The organism is Enterobacter sp. UPMP2061, assembly GCF_053709615.1.
On the sequence record NZ_JBSKJP010000019.1, the window covers coordinates 1 to 17,397 of the forward strand.

The window sequence follows — 17,397 nt, forward strand, 5'->3', positions numbered from 1 at the left end:
CCGCTTCGTTTTCGCTGCGGCGCGGGGTGTGCATATTACGCTTTCCCGCTTCAGAGTCAAGCGTTTGTTTTGCTTTTCTCTGCTGACCCGGCGGCTTGCGTGCCGTTGTTCCGTGTCAGTGGAGGCGCATTATAGGGAGTAATTCCGAACCTGCAAGGATAAAGTGAAAATTATTTCCTGACCGCTCATTTTCCAGGCAAATCACATCCCAGACCTCAATTTTCGCCTGGTTTTTAAACAAAAACGAGCCGCAAGCGGCCCGTTTTTGCGTTTTGTGACTTACTGCACTGCCACAATGCGATCGTCGTTGGCTTCCAGACGAATAACTTTGCCCGGAACCAGCTCCCCAGAGAGGATTTGCTGTGCCAGCGGGTTTTCGATCTGCTGCTGGATAGCACGTTTTAACGGACGCGCACCATAAACAGGATCGTAACCATTCTCGCTCAGCAGTTTCAGCGCATCGTCGGAAATGTGGATTTCATACCCACGCTCTTCCAGACGTTTGTACAGACGCTGCAACTGGATCTGCGCAATCGACGCGATGTGTTTCTCGCCCAGCGGATGGAACACGACCACTTCATCAATACGGTTGATGAACTCCGGACGGAAGTTTTGACTGACCACACCCAGCACAAGATCTTTCATATGGCTGTAATCCAGCTCACCGAAGCGTTCCTGAATCAAATCGGAACCCAGGTTCGAGGTCATGATCACCACCGTGTTACGGAAGTCGACCGTTCTTCCCTGCCCGTCCGTCAGACGCCCATCATCCAGCACCTGCAACAGAATGTTAAACACGTCAGGATGAGCCTTTTCCACTTCATCCAGCAGGATGACGGAATAAGGACGACGACGAACCGCTTCCGTCAGGTAACCGCCCTCTTCATAACCGACATATCCCGGAGGCGCACCGACCAGACGCGAGACGGAGTGTTTCTCCATAAACTCGGACATATCGATACGCACCATCGCGTCATCGCTGTCGAACATAAAGTTAGCCAGCGCTTTACACAGCTCAGTTTTACCGACACCGGTTGGCCCCAGGAAAAGGAACGAGCCGATTGGACGATTCGGATCGGACAGCCCCGCACGGCTACGACGAATGGCGTTAGATACCGCTTCGACCGCTTCGTTCTGTCCAATGACGCGCTGATGCAGATCCTGCTCCATACGCAGCAGTTTCTCACGTTCGCTTTCCATCATGCGAGCCACAGGAATACCCGTCCAGCGCGCCAGCACTTCGGCAATCTCGGCATCCGTCACTTTATTACGCAACAGACGCATGGTTTTGCCTTCCGACTGCGTGGCAATCTCTAGCTGTTTTTCCAGCTCAGGGATCTTGCCGTACTGTAGCTCGGACATCCGTGCCAGATCCCCCACGCGACGCGCCTGCTCAATGGCAATTTTCGCCTGCTCCAGCTCCGCCTTGATTGTCTGGGTGCCAGAGAGGGAGGCTTTCTCAGCTTTCCACTCTTCTTCCAGCTCAGAATACTGACGCTCTTTCTCGTCCAGTTCTTCGTTGAGCATATCGAGGCGTTTCTTACTCGCTTCATCAGACTCTTTGTTCAGCGCCTGCTGTTCCAGCTTGAGCTGGATAATGCGGCGATCGAGTCGGTCCAGCTCTTCCGGTTTCGAGTCAATCTGCATACGGATGCTGGACGCCGCTTCATCGATAAGGTCGATGGCTTTATCCGGCAACTGACGGTCGGCAATGTAACGATGCGAAAGCGTCGCCGCCGCAACGATGGCCGGGTCAGTGATCTGCACGTGATGGTGCAGCTCATAACGCTCTTTCAGTCCTCGCAAAATGGCGATGGTATCTTCAACGCTTGGTTCAGCGACAAACACCTTCTGGAAGCGACGCTCCAGCGCGGCATCTTTTTCAATGTACTGACGATACTCGTCCAGCGTAGTGGCGCCGACGCAGTGAAGTTCACCACGCGCCAGCGCAGGTTTCAGCATGTTCCCGGCATCCATTGCGCCGTCAGCTTTACCCGCCCCCACCATGGTGTGCAGTTCGTCGATAAACAGAATGACGTTACCTTCCTGTTTCGCCAGATCGTTCAGCACGCCTTTCAGACGCTCTTCAAATTCACCGCGGTATTTCGCCCCGGCCACCAGCGCGCCCATATCCAGCGCCAGTACGCGACGGCCTTTCAGCCCTTCGGGCACTTCGCCATTAACGATACGCTGCGCCAGCCCTTCAACGATGGCGGTTTTACCGACGCCAGGCTCACCAATCAGCACCGGGTTGTTTTTGGTACGACGTTGCAGTACCTGGATAGTCCGACGAATTTCTTCGTCACGGCCGATCACCGGGTCAAGTTTGCCCTGCTCGGCACGTTCGGTCAGGTCGACCGTAAATTTCTTCAAAGCCTGACGTTGGTCTTCGGCTCCCTGGTCGTTCACGCTTTCACCTCCGCGCATTTTCTCAATCGCCTGGGTCACATTAGCGGTGGTTGCACCGGCGGATTTCAGCAGGTCGGTTAAGGTACCGCGTGATTCAAGCGCCGCCAGAACAAACAGCTCTGACGAAATAAAGTTGTCCCCACGTTTTTGCGCCAGCTTGTCGCAAAGGTTCAGCACGCGCACCAGATCCTGCGACGGCTGCACGTCGCCGCCGGTACCTTCTACCTGCGGTAAACGGCTCAGCGCCTGATCGATGGCGGTGCGTAACTGGCCGGCATTAATGCCAGCGGACGTTAATAAAGGACGTACCGATCCCCCTTCCTGATTCAGCAAGGCGCTCATTAAATGAAGAGGTTCGATAAATTGGTTGTCGTGCCCCAGTGCAAGGGACTGGGCATCGGCGAGAGCAAGCTGGAATTTATTAGTAAGACGATCCAGACGCATAACTCCTCCCATAACAGGTCAAATTTGCTACTGGAGATTAAATGAGGTCATCCCTCAATTATTCAAGGTTAATAACCTGAATTATGTGAAAAGAAAACGGCGCGTACCGGATCGTCTTGATTCTTTAGGTTATATCAGCCAAATGAAACTTGCCATACGACCTGTCGTCTTGTCGCGGCGATAGGAGAAAAAATCACCCTTTTCGGTGAAGGTACAGCGATCTCCGCCGAAGATTTGGGTCACGCCGACGTTATTCAGGCGCTGGCGGGCAAGCTGATAAATATCGGCCAGATATTTATCTCCGGAAGCCACAAACGCTTCGACCGCTTGCGGATCTTTTTCCATAAAGGCATCCCGCACTTCGGGCCCTACCTCAAACGCCTGCGGGCCAATCGCCGGGCCAAGCCAGGCGATGAGATTTGCAGAATCGTCATGGAAGCAGGCAACGGTCTCTTCCAGCACGCCTTCGCACAGGCCTCGCCATCCGGCGTGGGCAGCAGCCACTTCAGTCCCTGCCTGATTGCAGAACAACACCGGCAGGCAATCAGCAGTCATCACCGCGCAAACCGTTCCCGGCGTATTGCTGTACGAAGCATCGGCGCGCTTAGACGCATAGGGCTCCCCCGTCAGCTTCAGCACCGCTTTACCATGCACCTGCTCAAGCCAGACCGGTTTTGAAGGAAGGTTTCCCGCAGCAAAGAGGCGTTTACGGTTCTCTTCAACGTGCTCCAGGTTATCACCACAGTGCGCACCGAGGTTCAGTGACTCCCACGCGCCCTGGCTCACGCCACCGATACGGGTTGAACTACAGGCGGCCACGCCTTCAGGCAGTGGCCATTCCGGGACAATCAGTTTGGTCATAACCAGTCCACGTGATCCTTATGTTCTTCGAAATCTGCGCGCATCGCGTCGATAAGTTCCACCATATCCTGTGGGATCGGCGCATGCCATTCCATCTGAATTCCGGTGATTGGGTGGTAAAGACGTAGCATCGTCGCATGCAGCGCCTGGCGATCGAATTTACGCAGCACGGAGATGAATTCATCCGATGCGCCCTTTGGTGGACGCGGACGACCGCCGTAAACAGGGTCCCCCACCAGCGGATGGGTAATATGCGCCATGTGCACGCGGATCTGGTGAGTACGCCCGGTTTCCAGACGCAGACGCAGGCGCGTATGAATACGGAAATGTTCCATGATGCGGTAGTGGGTTACCGCCGGTTTGCCCATCGGGTGTACAGACATATGCGTACGCTTGGTTGGGTGACGGCTGATAGGCTCTTCCACCGTGCCGCCAGAGGTCATATGACCAATCGCCACCGCTTCATACTCACGGGTGATTTCGCGCAGTTGCAACGATTCCACCAGGCGAGTCTGGGCGGGAACCGTCTTCGCCACCACCATCAGACCCGTGGTGTCTTTATCCAGACGGTGAACGATACCGGCACGCGGTACATCGGCAATCGGCGGATAATAATGAAGGAGAGCGTTAAGTACCGTACCGTCAGGATTGCCCGCGCCCGGGTGAACAACAAAGTCGCGCGGCTTGTTGATGACCAGAATGTCGTCATCTTCGTAGACGATATCCAGCGGGATATCCTGCGGCTCGAAGCGGACTTCCTCTTCGATTTCAGCATTGATGGCGACAGCTTCCCCACCAAACACTTTCTCTTTTGGTTTGTCCCAGATCTTGCCGTTTACCAGCACGCGCTGGTCAAGGATCCATTCTTTTATGCGTGAACGCGAATAATCAGGGAACAATTCGGCCAAAGCCTGATCTAAGCGTTGACCGAGCTGATTTTCGGAGACTGTTGCGGTGAGTTCTACTCGTTGTGCCATAAACTGCTTCTTCGTTTAACGTTGGGTTTTACGGCTTTGCCGTTTAATATAGTGTGCTATTGTAGCTGGTCTTAATCGGGAGCAGGAACTGAGTTTCTCCCGGACAAACATTTGAGGAAAGTCAAAACGTCATGACGCGCATGAAATATCTGGTGGCAGCGGCCACGTTGAGCCTGGCTTTGGTGGGCTGCTCCGGTTCGAATGAACAGGTCCCTGACAATCCGCCGAATGAAATCTATGCGACTGCACAACAAAAGTTGCAGGACGGTAACTGGAAACAGGCGATAACGCAACTGGAAGCGTTGGATAATCGCTATCCGTTTGGCCCGTATTCGCAGCAGGTACAGTTAGATCTTATCTACGCCTACTACAAAAATGCCGATCTGCCGCTGGCTCAGGCAACCATCGATCGTTTCATGCGTCTGAACCCTACCCATCCTAACATCGATTACGTGATGTACATGCGCGGCCTGACTAACATGGCGCTGGATGATAGTGCATTGCAGGGCTTCTTCGGGGTGGATCGTTCCGACCGTGACCCGCAACATGCGCGTGATGCTTTCAATGACTTCTCCAAACTGGTGCGTAGCTACCCGAACAGCCAGTACATTACCGATGCCACTAAGCGTCTGGTATTCCTGAAAGATCGTCTGGCGAAATATGAGTACTCCGTTGCGGAATACTACACCCGCCGTGGCGCATGGGTTGCCGTGGTTAACCGTGTAGAAGGCATGCTGCGTGATTATCCGGATACCCAGGCCACGCGTGATGGCCTGAAGCTGATGGAAAATGCGTATCGCCAGATGCAGATGACGGCTCAGGCTGACAAAGTGGCGAAAATCATCGCCGCGAACAGCAGCAACACCTGATACCGCTACAACGCATAACGGCAGCCCGCGGGCTGCCGTTTTTTTATTCTTTCACACTTACGCTGAAGCGGTTTAGCTTCAACACATCCATTCAACTATGACCGCAATTGTTGGCTTCGACAAGGTAAATCTCACCTCTTCCTGCCCTGCCTCACAAAAAAGATTCCCTGACAAAAACCGACAAAATAACGTGATCTAAATCACACATTTTGACATTAGGTCGGGTATGCTGGAATCACCAAGACGGAAAGACAAGAGGTAAAATTTATGACAATGAACATTACCAGTAAACAAATGGAAATTACTCCGGCAATCCGCCAGCACGTCGCAGACCGTCTCGCCAAACTGGATAAATGGCAAACACATTTGATTAATCCACATATCATCCTGTCCAAGGAGCCGCAGGGTTTCATCGCTGATGCAACTATCAATACTCCAAACGGCCATCTGGTCGCCAGCGCAAAACACGAGGATATGTACACCGCAATTAACGATTTGATCAACAAGCTGGAACGGCAGCTCAATAAAGTGCAACACAAAGGTGAAGCACGTCGCGCCGCAACCTCGGTGAAAGACGCCAGCTTCGCGGAAGAAGTTGAAGAAGAGTAATCCTCTAAAATTGAGTGTACCGACAACGCGCCTTCGGGCGCGTTTTTTATTGACAGGATCAAAACAGTGCAGGTACTTTAACCTATCAATTTCAGGATGACCTTATGAAACAGACGCCGTTTTTCTTCGCATTCTTTTTTACCTTCCCCTGACCGGGAGGCGTTTCGTCGTGTGATAAAGAATGCGAAGACGAACAACAAGGCCTCCCACACCGGGAGGCCTTTTTTATTGATAACGATAAAATGAGACAGACAACACTATGACACCGGAAAACCCGCTCCTGGATTTACGCGTAAAAATCAGTGCACTCGACGAAAAATTACTGGCCCTGCTGGCAGAACGCCGCGCGCTCGCCGTTGAAGTGGGCAAAGCCAAGCTCGAGTCCCATCGGCCGGTGCGCGATATCGATCGCGAACGTGATTTACTGGAACGGTTGATTCAACTCGGCAAAGCGCATCATCTGGATGCGCACTACATCACCCGCCTGTTCCAGCTCATCATCGAAGACTCCGTTCTGACGCAACAAGCCCTGCTCCAGCAGCATCTGAACAAAACCAACCCGCACTCTGCTCGTATCGCTTTCCTCGGCCCGAAAGGGTCCTATTCTCACCTGGCAGCTCGCCAGTACGCAGCCCGCCATTTCGAAGAGTTTATTGAGAGCGGCTGCGCGAAATTTGCAGACATTTTCAACCAGGTCGAAACCGGCCAGGCAGATTACGCCGTAGTGCCTATTGAGAACACCAGTTCCGGTGCCATCAATGATGTTTACGATCTGCTCCAGCACACCAGCCTGTCGTTAGTCGGCGAGTTGACTATCCCTATCGATCACTGCGTGCTGGTCTCTGGCTCAACCGATCTGAGTCAGATCGAAACGGTGTACAGCCACCCGCAGCCGTTCCAGCAGTGCAGCCAGTTCCTGAACCGTTATCCGCACTGGAAAATTGAATACACCGAAAGCACCTCGGCGGCGATGGAAAAAGTGGCGCAGGCAAACTCTTCTGCCGTCGCGGCTCTCGGTAGCGAAGCGGGCGGCGCGCTGTATGGCTTACAGGTGCTGGAACGCAATCTGGCCAACCAGACGCAGAATATCACCCGTTTCGTGGTTCTGGCCCGCAAGGCCATCAACGTGTCGGACCAGGTCCCGGCGAAAACCACCCTGCTGATGGCGACCGGCCAGCAGGCGGGTGCGCTGGTTGAAGCGCTGCTGGTGCTGCGTAATCACAACCTGATCATGACGAAGCTGGAATCCCGCCCAATACATGGCAACCCGTGGGAAGAAATGTTTTATCTCGACGTTCAGGCCAACCTGGAGTCTGCGTCCATGCAGAAAGCCCTGCGCGAACTGGGCGAGATCACACGCTCCATGAAAGTGCTGGGCTGCTATCCGAGCGAAAACGTGGTCCCGGTCGATCCGGCTTAACGTTCGATAAAGCGGCTTTTCTTCATCCCTGCCACATTTACAGGCAGGGTGAAGATGGCACCGGAAAGCGGATATTTCGCCAGCTCCTCCGCCTCCATATTTTCCCGCGTGGTGGTGATAAACAGCGTTTTCATATCGTCGCCGCCAAAGCAGACCATTGTCGGGCAGCGTACCGGCAGCCGATACTCTTCCAGCTGTTCGCCTTGCGGTGAAAACCGTGCGATACGCCAGCCGTCAAACAGTGCGCTCCAGTAGCAGCCTTCCTCATCCATTGCCGCACCGTCGGGTATACCTTCTCCCTCGCTAAACCGGCGAAACTCTTCGCGCTTACCGGGTTCTCCCTGCTCATCAAGCGGCGTACGGTAGATCACGCCGTTCGGCGTATCAGAAGTAAACATCCACCGTTTATCAGGACTAAACGCTAAACCGTTATGCCCGTGAATATCGCACTGGATCACTTGCGGCGTCAGGTCGTTGTCGATACGCATCAGCATGGCGCCGTTATAATCTCCCGGCCCCCAGAACGTGCCCGCATAAAACCGTCCCTGATGATCGGTACCGCCATCGTTAAAGCGTGCAAGCTGCGGGTTGGACGGGTTATCGCAAACCTTACGCTGGAGCAGGCCGTGTTTATCGGTCAGCCAGATGGCGTTTCGCATCGCGACGATAAATCCGCCGCGTTCACGCAGGGCAAAACACCCAACTTCTTCATGGAATGAGAGCACCGAGTGTTCCGCGGTGGGCAGATGGTACCGATGGATCTCCCCTTCCAGGATATCCGCCCAGTAGAGCGCCTTCTCGTCTGCACTCCATGTCGGGCATTCGGGCAGATGCCCGGTATAGTTCAACAGCAGCTGCGGTTCAGCCATGACAGTTCCCCAAAATGAAAAAAGCCAGCAATGCTGGCTTTCAGTATATACATCATCGCATTACTGGCGACTGTCATTTGCCTGGCGCAACAGCGTGCGGCTTTCACTCTGGAATCGCGTGGCGTAATCACCGAACCAGTGCTCCACTTTACGGAAACTGTCGATAAAGGCTTGTTTATCGCCGTGTTCCAGCAAGGTGATCGCTTCGCCAAAACGCTGATAATAGCGCTTGATCAGCGCCAGATTATTTTCAGACGACATGATGATGTCGGCGTAAAGCTGCGGATCCTGGGCAAACAGTCGCCCGACCATCGCCAGCTCCAGACGATAGATTGGCGAGGAAAGCGCCAGCAATTGTTCAAGCTGAACGTTCTCTTCCGCCAGGTGCAGCCCATAGGCGAAGGTTGCAAAGTGGCGCAGCGCCTGAATAAACGCCATGTTCTGGTCATGCTCTACCGCGCTAATGCGGTGCAAACGTGCTCCCCAGACCTGGATCTGTTCCAGGAACCACTGGTAGGCTTCCGGCTGCCGTCCGTCACAGTAAACCACTACCTGCTTCGCCAGGCTTCCGCTGTCCGGGCCAAACATCGGGTGTAACCCAAGCACGGGGCCAGTGTGCGCCGCCAGCATTGCCTGTAGCGGACCATTTTTAACGGAGGCCAGGTCCACCAGTATGCAATCTTCCGGCAGCGGAGGAAGTTTCGCGATTATTTGCTCCGTCACATGGATCGGCACGCTGACGATAACCATTCCGGCGTCTTTCATCAGCTCCGGCGCGTGCGACCAGTCCTCTTTCTCCAGAATGCGCACCTGATAGCCAGAAAGCGTCAGCATTTTCTCAAACAGACGCCCCATCTGCCCGCCACCACCGACGATAACCACCGGGCGCAGCGACGGACAGAGGGTTTTGAAGCCCTTGTCGTTTTCGCTGGAATAGGACTCGCGCATCACGCGACGCAGAACGTCCTCAATCAAATCAGGTGATACGCCCAGGGCCTGCGCCTCTTTACGGCGGGAGGCGAGCATAGAGGCCTCGCGCTCCGGAACGTAAATCGGCAGGCCGTATTTACTTTTAACCTCGCCGACCTCAGCAACCAGTGCCATGCGGCGCGCCAGAAGATCCAGCAACGCCTTATCCACTTCATCAATTTGATCGCGTAATGCGGTCAATTCAGCAACCATAACTACCCTCTTATGCCAGACGCGTCGCCAGCTGGCCGTTCAAATCTTTGTGGATCTCACGCAGCAGCGCATCGGTGGTTTCCCAGCTAATGCAGGCATCGGTGACCGAGACGCCGGGCTTCATCGCGCTACGCGGCTGTTCCGATGACTGATTGCCTTCATGAATATTACTTTCAATCATCAGGCCGATAATTGAACGGTTGCCATCTTTAATCTGAGCAATCACAGATTCTGCAACCGCAGGCTGGCGACGGTAATCTTTATTCGAATTACCATGACTGCAATCTACCATCAGCGCCGGACGCAGTCCCGCCTGTTCCATCTCTTTTTCACACTGCGCGACATCCGCCGGGCTGTAGTTTGGCGCTTTACCACCGCGCAGGATCACATGCCCGTCCGGGTTGCCCTGCGTTTGCAGCAGGCATACCTGGCCCGCCTGGTTGATCCCGACAAAACGATGGGGCATGGCGGCGGCGCGCATGGCGTTAATCGCCGTGGCCAGGCTGCCGTCGGTACCGTTTTTAAAACCAACCGGCATAGACAGGCCAGACGCCATCTCGCGGTGGGTTTGTGACTCGGTGGTGCGCGCCCCAATCGCAGACCAGCTGAAGAGATCGCCCAGGTACTGCGGGCTGTTCGGATCCAGCGCTTCGGTAGCCAGCGGCAGCCCCATGCTCACCAGTTCCACCAGCAGGCGACGCGCAATTTTCAGTCCTGCTTCCACATCAAACGAGCCATCCATGTGCGGATCGTTGATCAACCCTTTCCAGCCAACGGTCGTACGTGGCTTCTCAAAATAGACGCGCATCACCAGATAGAGGCTATCGCTGACCTCCTCCGCTAATGCTTTAAATCGACGAGCGTACTCAATGGCGGTTTCAGGATCGTGAATAGAGCAAGGACCACATACCACCAGCAGGCGCGGATCGCGGCCAGCGATAATGTCAGAAATGGTCTGGCGCGAGTGCTCAATCTGAGCTTCCTGCGCGACGCTCAGCGGGAATTCCGCCTTCAGTTGATCCGGGGTGATTAACACCTGTTCGTCAGTGATATGTACGTTGTTCAGCGCGTCTTTTTGCATGATTGCGATCCTGTCAAACTCGTTTGCGATAGTGGTTTTCCTCGAAGAGGTGACACAACGATATCACATTAAGTAAAGATTTCAATCCAAAACACGTACACATTACTTTACACCAACCCTTTAATTGCAAAAATAATGGCCTAAAATCGTAAAGTTAAAATTACACATGCACGCCTGTAAGCCAGGCTATGCTCACAAAAAGGAGAATAGCCATGCGTTCAATTGCTTTTATGTTGTTGTCGCTGATTTTGTCGGGTTGCCAGATCAATCCTTATACTTTTCAGCCTAACTGGACCAGACCGGACTGGTTCACGGCCGGTAAAGAAGACGCTATGAATGGTGTTCCGGTTAAAGATAACCAGGCTCTGGCCGATAGTTTTAATGACCCTCAGGTTGATCGAGCGGAATATCTTCGTGGCTACGCTGACGGACAGAAAAAAATATGCGAAGAGGGCTTTATTCACGCCTGGGGATTAGCGGGCAAATCATTTCCTGCCAGCTGCGATGCAACTGAAAATGCAGTAAAACTGCATGAATCCTGGCAACAAGGATTGGATGAAAGTATGCGTTCCAGCAGGCTTAATTGAGCCTGCCTTAATTCCTCTGAATATAGCTCACTGTAAGATTTAGCTTAGGTCAAAACAGGGATATTTCTGACATAATGACGGCTTTGATAAACAATGGTATTCTGCCGACAATTCTTAAGGACATCTATTTCCGGGGCGGTTTGGCGGATTCTGATGAGAAATGCAATCTTGATCGCTTTGCTCCGACTCCCCCTGGCGCTAATACTGTTCATTTTAGTAGCCCCTGCAACGGCAGGCTCGTTCACGGAAACGGATAAATCAGTACGTTCGATTGTTTCTGGCATTGTGAGCTACACCCGATGGCCAGCACTGTCCGGCCAGCCTAAGCTCTGTATTTATGCCTCTTCCCATTACAGACAGGCGCTCAGCAGTGAAGATGAACACAACCCGTTGCCCTATAGTCCTGTCATTGTGCATAGCGATCGGGAAGCACTCGCAGCAAGGTGTGATGCCCTCTATTTCGGGAGCGAGTCGCCGGCAAAACAACAGGAAATAATAAATCAATATCAGGGCCAGGCGTTGCTATTAATGTCAGAACAAAATCCTGAATGCGTTATTGGCAGCGCATTTTGTCTGATAATAGAGCACAACCTCGTCAGGTTTTCCGTAAATCTGGATGCGCTGGCGCGCAGTGGCGTAAGAGTCAATCCGGATGTATTAATGCTCGCACGGAATAAGAAGCATGAATAAGGAAGTCGCACCAACACCGCGTCCGACGTTTAAAAGAACGTTGCGACGAATCAGCATGATAAGCGTCATTATAACGATGACGTTTATATGGTTGCTGCTGTGTTTCGCTTCCGTGGTGACATTAAAGCAATACGCGCAAAAAAACCTCGAACTTACCGGCGCCACCATGAGCCACAGCCTTGAAGCCTCTCTGGTGTTCAACGATGCCGTGGCGGCAAATGAAACGCTGGCGACCCTCGGCAAGCAGGGGCAGTTCGCCGTGGCGGAAGTGCTTAACGCACATCATAAACGGTTTGCCTGGTGGTCATGGAACCCGGCGGATAATACCGACACGCTGGGCGCGCTGGTCAACCGGTGGTTGTTCCCTGTTCCTGTCGCACAGCCCATCATACATAATGGCAATGTGATTGGCGAAATTCGTCTGACCGCGCGAGACAGCCTGATTAGCCACTTTATCTGGCTCTCATTTGCGGTCCTCACCGGCTGCATTCTTTTTGCCTCTGCCGTCGCATTGACCATCACCCGCTCGCTACATCATGGCATGGTTGTTGAAATGCAAAACATCACTGACGTTGTGCATGACGTTCGCACTAACCGCAACTTCTCTCGCCGGGTAACGGAAGGCCGCATTGAAGAGTTCCACCAGTTTGGTGAAGACTTCAACAGCCTGCTGGATGAAATGGAAGAGTGGCAGCTCAAGCTACAGGCGAAAAACGCTCAACTGTTGCGTACCGCCATGCACGATCCGCTCACGGGGCTTGCAAACCGCGCCGCGTTTCGCAACAACATTGCGGCATTAATGAACGACGCTTCAGCAAAAACCAATTCTGCCCTGCTCTTCCTGGACGGTGATAACTTCAAGGTTATCAATGACACCTGGGGTCATGCCGCAGGTGACTGCGTACTGATCGAAGCCGCCAAAAGGATGGTCGAGTTTGGCGAAAAACGTCATCAGTCTTACCGTCTTGGCGGCGATGAATTTGCCATGATCCTTTACGGCGTCCACACCGCACGTGAGGTCGAATTTATTTGCGCTGCGCTGTCGCAGCAATTTATCCGTCCGTTTGATCTGCATAACGGGCACACAGCATCAATGTCCCTCAGCATTGGCTTTGCTCTGGCGTGGGAAAATGCCTCCGTTGAAGCATTACTGGAGCAAGCCGATCGCAATATGTATCTGGTCAAAAACCAGCGTTCGAAAACAATATCCTGAAAGGAAGACGATATGTTAAAGCGATACTTTGCGCCGTTAATACTGGCATCACTGGTAATGTCCGGATGCCAGTCATCCCCTGAAGGGAAATTCACGCCAGAGCAAATTGCGGCCATGAAATCCTACGGCTTTAACGAACTGAATGGCGACTGGTCTCTGGGCCTGTCGGATAAGATCCTGTTTGATAAAAATGACGCCAGGCTGCGCCCGGAAAGTGAAACGCAGATCCAGACTATGGCCTCACGCCTGGCGGCAACCGGTCTGAACCACGCCAGGATGGATGGCCATACGGATAATTATGGCGAAGAGAGCTACAACGAAGCGCTTTCGTTAAAACGTGCCAATGTTGTGGCGGATGCCTGGGCGAAGGGCGCGAACATCCCGCGCAGCAATCTCACTACGCGGGGCTTAGGCAAAAAATACCCTGTCAGCAGCAACCGCACTGCGCAGGGGCGCGCTGAAAACCGCCGGGTTGCGGTAGTCATCAGCACGCCTTAAGGCTATTTAACGGATGTTCCGGCGAGCGACACGCCTGAAACCGCTCGCCAGCGCAGCCAGTCAATCACAATAAAGACCGCCAGACTGACGCCCATTACCGGCAACGCCAGCCCCAGCAGGAGGCTTATCAGGAACGACACTCCCCTTCCCCACAGCGGCAATGCCAGCCAGCTTTGGCAGAGCGTCTGTACCGGGTTCGCGGCTGACGTTGCAGGGCGACGCATCCACCACATCCGGTATCCCCAGATAATCAACACACACAGCGCAACGCCAAACGCGATGAGCAGCAGCTGATTTGCCAGACCAAACAGGATCCCCATATGGAAATCCACGCCCCAGCGGGTGAGTTTAGCCATCAGCGGGAAATCCCCGAAGCGAGTGCTGTCCAGCACCTTCAGTGAGTGGGGATCCACGGCAACGGCATCAACCTGCGTAGGCCAGCGGCGATCGATTTCCGTCACCGTCCAGGCCTGGTCGACCCTGCTTGCCGGACGGATCTCAACGTTGTTCGCATCAATCCCTGACTGGCGGGCGACCTGCAATACGTTGTCAAAAAGCGACAGTTTGACTGGCATTTCAGGCATCGTCATTCCCCCGTGATGACCACGATGTTCGGCGTGTTCATCCCTCATTTCCGGCGCACCGGAAAGGGTGGTGTTTACCTGCGGCGTCAGCCAGTTCATCTCTGCACGCAGCTTATCGACGTTGCCACCGGCCCATTGTGACCAGGTTAACCCGGTGACTGAGAACAACAGCATTCCCGCCAGTAACGTCCAGCCTAAGATCACATGCAGGCGACGACGATTCTGGAAACGATTGTTAATACGGCGCTTCGGTCGGGTGTAGAACCACAGCGCGATCCCGCCCAGGGCAGCAACCCACATCCACGAGGCGGCTAACTCGCTATAGAGCCGCCCGATGTTGCCCAGCATCAGCGAGGTATGCAGATAATCGATAGTCTGACGCAGCGGTAAAATCCCGCTGGTGCCGTACACGGTCATATCCCCTCGAATCTCAAGGCTGGTGGGATCAATAAAAATAGCCCGATGCTCGGAGGTACCCAGCGCCGGGTCGGCAAACATCACGCGGGTCGTTTCGCCCCCTTCCAGCCCCGGACGTACAGCATGTAAACGCAGCGCTGAACCCACGGCCTTTTCCGCCACGGCAATTTGTTCAGCAAGAGGCTGCGCCTCACCCACGGCATCCGTGTGGAGTGCATGATGGTACAGCGCCTTTTCAAGCTGCGGCGTGGCGACATACAGCGTTCCGGTCAGCGCTGCGAAGAAGATAAACGGACCGACAAACAGCCCGATATAGAAATGGAGGCGACGCAGCAGGTTTCCCCATGCCGCGCGCGGAGTGCAGGTAGTCATACTTTTCCTTTTTAAGGCAAAAAGTGAGTGATTTTGTTTTAAAGGGAGAAAGCAGACCGACGCGGCGGCGCGCGGGTATCGGGGTAAAGCCAGGGGAAAAAGTGCCAGTGGCTGACCGCCTGACGAGGCGGTTTCACGCGCAGCCGCTGCAACACCACGCTGAGCAGAACGATAAGCGCCAGCATCACGCCCGGCACATGCGCTAACAGCACGCAGTAGCCGCATGCTTCCGCATGGTCAACTGGCATAGAATGCGGCATATCACCATGATGCTCGTCCATCGACATCATGCTCATGTCATGGTGCATACCCGGCATGGCGCTCATGGGATCTTTTTGCAGCGAGACGGAGATCAGCGGCGCCACGACGATCAGCAAGATCGCAAACAGCGCGGTCAATGCCGCTGCGCGTTTCCAGTTACGCTGATGCAGTACGTTATCCACTTACCCTCCACCCAAGAGGCGAACATTGTAAATGATTTATGACGGAAGGGTTAACGCGAGAGGTGCGATGGGATAAAAAAAGGGCCAGCCTTTCGGCCAGCCCTTTCTAACAGGATGTCGCTTAAGCGAATCTTAGTTCAGACGCTCTTTAATACGAGCAGACTTACCAGTACGCTCACGCAGGTAGTACAGTTTAGCTTTACGTACAGCACCACGACGTTTAACAGCAATGCTGTCAACTACCGGAGAGTGAGTCTGGAAGACACGCTCAACGCCTTCGCCGTTGGAAATTTTACGAACAGTGAATGCAGAGTGCAGACCGCGGTTACGAATAGCGATAACCACGCCCTCGAATGCCTGCAGACGTTTTTTGGAACCTTCAACAACCCATACTTTCACTTCCACGGTGTCACCTGGACGGAAGGAAGGTACGTCCTGCTTCATCTGCTCTTGTTCAAGTTGCTTAATAATGTTGCTCATAATTTAATCTCTTATCCTGGGTAAACTGATATTCGGGAGCGTATTACGCTTTCCCATCATGTTCATGCTGCTGGTGCGCGTGTTCAGTTTTGAACTCGGCCAGCAACTTTGCTTGCTCTTCAGTCAGAGCCAGGTTTTCCAGAAGTTCAGGTCTTCTAAGCCAGGTTCGGCCCAGCGACTGCTTCAAACGCCAGCGACGTATCTCGGCATGGTTTCCAGACAGTAACACTGCCGGGACTTCCATCCCTTCTAACACTTCAGGACGAGTATAGTGTGGACAGTCCAGCAATCCATCGGCAAACGAATCTTCTGTCGCCGAAGCTTCATGGCCCAGTACACCCGGAATGAACCGGGCAACGGAGTCAATCAGCGTCATTGCCGGTAACTCACCACCGCTGAGAACGTAATCGCCGATAGACCATTCTTCATCAATCTCGGTTTGAATTACGCGCTCATCTATCCCTTCGTAGCGACCACAGACCAGAATCAGCTTTTGATTCGTCGCCAGTTCGCTCACGCCCGCTTGATCAAGCTTGCGTCCCTGAGGTGACAGATAAATCACCTTCGCGCCTTCACCTGCCGCGGCTTTTGCTGTGTGAATGGCGTCCCGTAAGGGTTGCACCATCATCAACATCCCCGGTCCGCCGCCGTAAGGACGATCGTCCACGGTACGGTGCCGGTCGTGCGTGAAGTCACGAGGACTCCAGCTCTGGATGCTCAGCAGGCCATTCTTTACTGCCCGGCCAGTTACCCCGTAATCGGTAATCGCGCGGAACATTTCAGGAAACAGGCTAATTATGCCAATCCACATAGCGCCGTCTTTTACCGTTTATCCGGAGAATTTAAAAACCAGGATCCCAATCTACTTCAATGGTTTGAGTAGTGAGATCGACTTTCTTGATAACCTGTCCATCGAGGAACGGAACCAACCGCTCCTTGATGCCAAATGCATCTTTCAGGTTTGCCTTAATGACGAGAACGTCATTTGACCCGGTTTCCATCATGTCGATGACTTTCCCCAGGCTGTAGCCTTCAGTGGTCACTACCTGGCAACCCATAAGGTCTTTCCAGTAGTAGTCACCCTCTTCCAGCTGTGGCAACTGCGACGAATCCACGACAATTTCACAATTAGTCAGCGCATTCGCGGCATCACGATCGTCAATGCCTTTCAGCTTGATGATGATGTCCTGATTGTGGTGACGCCAGCTTTCCAGCTCGACCTCTTCCCACTTACCGCCTTTCTGGATAAACCAGGGCTGGTAATTAAAAATGCTATCAGCGTCTTCAGTGGAGGAAAACACTCTGAGCCAACCACGGATACCGTAGCAAGAACCCATTTTTCCCAATACGATCGGTTCAACAGGTGCTTTATTGCTCATCATGACCACCGTG

At 53.5% G+C, this 17,397-nt stretch carries 19 protein-coding genes and 1 other annotated feature; of the genes, 8 read left to right on the forward strand and 11 right to left on the reverse strand.

Annotated elements, in window-relative coordinates; genetic code table 11:
• Positions 1 to 279: 279 nt before the first annotated feature.
• The 3 genes from clpB to rluD form a co-directional block, all read right to left on the reverse strand.
• Positions 280 to 2,853, reverse strand: a complete 2,574-nt coding sequence (gene clpB, locus ACWKXX_RS21595; protein ID WP_017692862.1) for an ATP-dependent chaperone ClpB — start codon at positions 2,851 to 2,853, stop codon at positions 280 to 282.
• 129 nt (positions 2,854 to 2,982) lie between these two features.
• Positions 2,983 to 3,714, reverse strand: a complete 732-nt coding sequence (gene yfiH, locus ACWKXX_RS21600) for a purine nucleoside phosphorylase YfiH (RefSeq protein WP_023304261.1) — start codon at positions 3,712 to 3,714, stop codon at positions 2,983 to 2,985.
• Positions 3,711 to 4,691, reverse strand: coding sequence for a 23S rRNA pseudouridine(1911/1915/1917) synthase RluD (gene rluD, locus ACWKXX_RS21605; RefSeq protein ID WP_017383977.1), 981 nt, complete (start codon positions 4,689 to 4,691; stop codon positions 3,711 to 3,713). The genes yfiH and rluD overlap by 4 nt, the downstream gene beginning before the upstream one ends.
• Positions 4,692 to 4,822: 131 nt before the next feature.
• Here rluD and bamD point away from each other — a divergent pair, with 131 nt between their 5' ends.
• The 4 genes from bamD to pheA all read left to right on the forward strand — a co-directional run bounded on the left by bamD (position 4,823) and on the right by pheA (position 7,589).
• Positions 4,823 to 5,560 (forward strand): outer membrane protein assembly factor BamD, encoded by a 738-nt coding sequence (gene bamD / locus ACWKXX_RS21610; RefSeq protein WP_003863164.1) that lies wholly within the window; start codon positions 4,823 to 4,825, stop codon positions 5,558 to 5,560.
• A gap of 267 nt (positions 5,561 to 5,827) precedes the next feature.
• A complete protein-coding gene (raiA, locus tag ACWKXX_RS21615) occupies positions 5,828 to 6,169 on the forward strand; it encodes a ribosome-associated translation inhibitor RaiA (RefSeq protein ID WP_003863162.1) in 342 nt (113 codons plus the stop codon).
• Between the two features lie 103 nt (positions 6,170 to 6,272).
• Positions 6,273 to 6,398: a sequence feature (Phe leader region), on the forward strand.
• Positions 6,274 to 6,321 (forward strand): pheA operon leader peptide PheL, encoded by a 48-nt coding sequence (gene pheL / locus ACWKXX_RS21620; protein WP_100229775.1) that lies wholly within the window; start codon positions 6,274 to 6,276, stop codon positions 6,319 to 6,321. Its footprint overlaps the feature before it by 48 nt.
• A gap of 30 nt (positions 6,399 to 6,428) precedes the next feature.
• Positions 6,429 to 7,589, forward strand: a complete 1,161-nt coding sequence (gene pheA, locus ACWKXX_RS21625; protein ID WP_015571567.1) for a bifunctional chorismate mutase/prephenate dehydratase — start codon at positions 6,429 to 6,431, stop codon at positions 7,587 to 7,589.
• Here the strand turns inward: pheA and ACWKXX_RS21630 are convergent.
• From ACWKXX_RS21630 to aroF, 3 genes are read right to left on the reverse strand one after another with little or no spacing between them, the layout of a single operon-like run.
• Positions 7,586 to 8,458, reverse strand: a complete 873-nt coding sequence (locus ACWKXX_RS21630) for an SMP-30/gluconolactonase/LRE family protein (RefSeq protein WP_017383978.1) — start codon at positions 8,456 to 8,458, stop codon at positions 7,586 to 7,588. The genes pheA and ACWKXX_RS21630 overlap by 4 nt on opposite strands.
• A 60-nt stretch (positions 8,459 to 8,518) precedes the next feature.
• Positions 8,519 to 9,640 carry a bifunctional chorismate mutase/prephenate dehydrogenase gene (gene tyrA / locus ACWKXX_RS21635; RefSeq protein ID WP_006811631.1) on the reverse strand — a complete coding sequence of 374 codons (1,122 nt, stop codon included), beginning with the start codon at positions 9,638 to 9,640 and terminating at the stop codon, positions 8,519 to 8,521.
• A 10-nt stretch (positions 9,641 to 9,650) separates the two neighbouring features.
• Positions 9,651 to 10,721, reverse strand: a complete 1,071-nt coding sequence (aroF, locus tag ACWKXX_RS21640; RefSeq protein WP_006811632.1) for a 3-deoxy-7-phosphoheptulonate synthase AroF — start codon at positions 10,719 to 10,721, stop codon at positions 9,651 to 9,653.
• Between the two features lie 212 nt (positions 10,722 to 10,933).
• Here aroF and ACWKXX_RS21645 point away from each other — a divergent pair, with 212 nt between their 5' ends.
• The 4 genes from ACWKXX_RS21645 to ACWKXX_RS21660 all read left to right on the forward strand — a co-directional run bounded on the left by ACWKXX_RS21645 (position 10,934) and on the right by ACWKXX_RS21660 (position 13,709).
• Positions 10,934 to 11,308 carry a DUF2799 domain-containing protein gene (locus tag ACWKXX_RS21645; RefSeq protein ID WP_032619209.1) on the forward strand — a complete coding sequence of 125 codons (375 nt, stop codon included), beginning with the start codon at positions 10,934 to 10,936 and terminating at the stop codon, positions 11,306 to 11,308.
• Positions 11,309 to 11,461: 153 nt separating this feature from the next.
• Complete coding sequence (locus ACWKXX_RS21650; RefSeq protein WP_032619208.1) at positions 11,462 to 11,998, forward strand: YfiR family protein; 537 nt, start codon at positions 11,462 to 11,464, stop codon at positions 11,996 to 11,998.
• Positions 11,991 to 13,211, forward strand: a complete 1,221-nt coding sequence (gene dgcN / locus ACWKXX_RS21655) for a diguanylate cyclase DgcN (RefSeq protein ID WP_017692859.1) — start codon at positions 11,991 to 11,993, stop codon at positions 13,209 to 13,211. Before ACWKXX_RS21650 ends, dgcN begins: the two co-directional genes overlap by 8 nt.
• Before the next feature lie 12 nt (positions 13,212 to 13,223).
• A complete protein-coding gene (locus ACWKXX_RS21660; protein WP_017382956.1) occupies positions 13,224 to 13,709 on the forward strand; it encodes an OmpA family protein in 486 nt (161 codons plus the stop codon).
• Between the two features lie 2 nt (positions 13,710 to 13,711).
• Here ACWKXX_RS21660 and ACWKXX_RS21665 read toward each other — a convergent pair whose 3' ends face one another.
• The 5 genes from ACWKXX_RS21665 to rimM all read right to left on the reverse strand — a co-directional run bounded on the left by ACWKXX_RS21665 (position 13,712) and on the right by rimM (position 17,387).
• Positions 13,712 to 15,082: a PepSY-associated TM helix domain-containing protein gene (locus ACWKXX_RS21665; protein ID WP_023304264.1), complete on the reverse strand. Its 1,371-nt coding sequence runs from the start codon at positions 15,080 to 15,082 to the stop codon at positions 13,712 to 13,714.
• 38 nt (positions 15,083 to 15,120) lie between these two features.
• The gene (locus ACWKXX_RS21670) at positions 15,121 to 15,525 is read right to left on the reverse strand and encodes a DUF2946 domain-containing protein (protein ID WP_023304265.1); all 405 of its coding nucleotides are present in this window, start codon (positions 15,523 to 15,525) and stop codon (positions 15,121 to 15,123) included.
• A gap of 132 nt (positions 15,526 to 15,657) precedes the next feature.
• Positions 15,658 to 16,005 (reverse strand): 50S ribosomal protein L19, encoded by a 348-nt coding sequence (rplS, locus tag ACWKXX_RS21675; RefSeq protein ID WP_002914145.1) that lies wholly within the window; start codon positions 16,003 to 16,005, stop codon positions 15,658 to 15,660.
• A gap of 43 nt (positions 16,006 to 16,048) precedes the next feature.
• A complete protein-coding gene (trmD, locus tag ACWKXX_RS21680) occupies positions 16,049 to 16,816 on the reverse strand; it encodes a tRNA (guanosine(37)-N1)-methyltransferase TrmD (protein ID WP_003863138.1) in 768 nt (255 codons plus the stop codon).
• A 31-nt stretch (positions 16,817 to 16,847) separates the two neighbouring features.
• Positions 16,848 to 17,387: a ribosome maturation factor RimM gene (gene rimM / locus ACWKXX_RS21685; protein WP_032609925.1), complete on the reverse strand. Its 540-nt coding sequence runs from the start codon at positions 17,385 to 17,387 to the stop codon at positions 16,848 to 16,850.
• Positions 17,388 to 17,397: the final 10 nt, after the last annotated feature.

Excerpts from the sequence above, each read along its gene's own strand:
- rplS (WP_002914145.1), bottom strand. The coding sequence starts at position 16,005 with ATGAGCAACATTATTAAGCAACTTGAACAAGAGCAGATGAAGCAGGAC.
- ACWKXX_RS21630 (WP_017383978.1), bottom strand. The coding sequence starts at position 8,458 with ATGGCTGAACCGCAGCTGCTGTTGAACTATACCGGGCATCTGCCCGAA.
- yfiH (WP_023304261.1), bottom strand. The coding sequence starts at position 3,714 with ATGACCAAACTGATTGTCCCGGAATGGCCACTGCCTGAAGGCGTGGCC.
- ACWKXX_RS21660 (WP_017382956.1), top strand. The coding sequence starts at position 13,224 with ATGTTAAAGCGATACTTTGCGCCGTTAATACTGGCATCACTGGTAATG.
- dgcN (WP_017692859.1), top strand. The coding sequence starts at position 11,991 with ATGAATAAGGAAGTCGCACCAACACCGCGTCCGACGTTTAAAAGAACG.
- pheA (WP_015571567.1), top strand. The coding sequence starts at position 6,429 with ATGACACCGGAAAACCCGCTCCTGGATTTACGCGTAAAAATCAGTGCA.
- ACWKXX_RS21665 (WP_023304264.1), bottom strand. The coding sequence starts at position 15,082 with ATGACTACCTGCACTCCGCGCGCGGCATGGGGAAACCTGCTGCGTCGC.
- raiA (WP_003863162.1), top strand. The coding sequence starts at position 5,828 with ATGACAATGAACATTACCAGTAAACAAATGGAAATTACTCCGGCAATC.
- aroF (WP_006811632.1), bottom strand. The coding sequence starts at position 10,721 with ATGCAAAAAGACGCGCTGAACAACGTACATATCACTGACGAACAGGTG.
- ACWKXX_RS21650 (WP_032619208.1), top strand. The coding sequence starts at position 11,462 with ATGAGAAATGCAATCTTGATCGCTTTGCTCCGACTCCCCCTGGCGCTA.
- clpB (WP_017692862.1), bottom strand. The coding sequence starts at position 2,853 with ATGCGTCTGGATCGTCTTACTAATAAATTCCAGCTTGCTCTCGCCGAT.
- trmD (WP_003863138.1), bottom strand. The coding sequence starts at position 16,816 with ATGTGGATTGGCATAATTAGCCTGTTTCCTGAAATGTTCCGCGCGATT.
- ACWKXX_RS21645 (WP_032619209.1), top strand. The coding sequence starts at position 10,934 with ATGCGTTCAATTGCTTTTATGTTGTTGTCGCTGATTTTGTCGGGTTGC.
- tyrA (WP_006811631.1), bottom strand. The coding sequence starts at position 9,640 with ATGGTTGCTGAATTGACCGCATTACGCGATCAAATTGATGAAGTGGAT.
- rluD (WP_017383977.1), bottom strand. The coding sequence starts at position 4,691 with ATGGCACAACGAGTAGAACTCACCGCAACAGTCTCCGAAAATCAGCTC.
- bamD (WP_003863164.1), top strand. The coding sequence starts at position 4,823 with ATGACGCGCATGAAATATCTGGTGGCAGCGGCCACGTTGAGCCTGGCT.
- rimM (WP_032609925.1), bottom strand. The coding sequence starts at position 17,387 with ATGATGAGCAATAAAGCACCTGTTGAACCGATCGTATTGGGAAAAATG.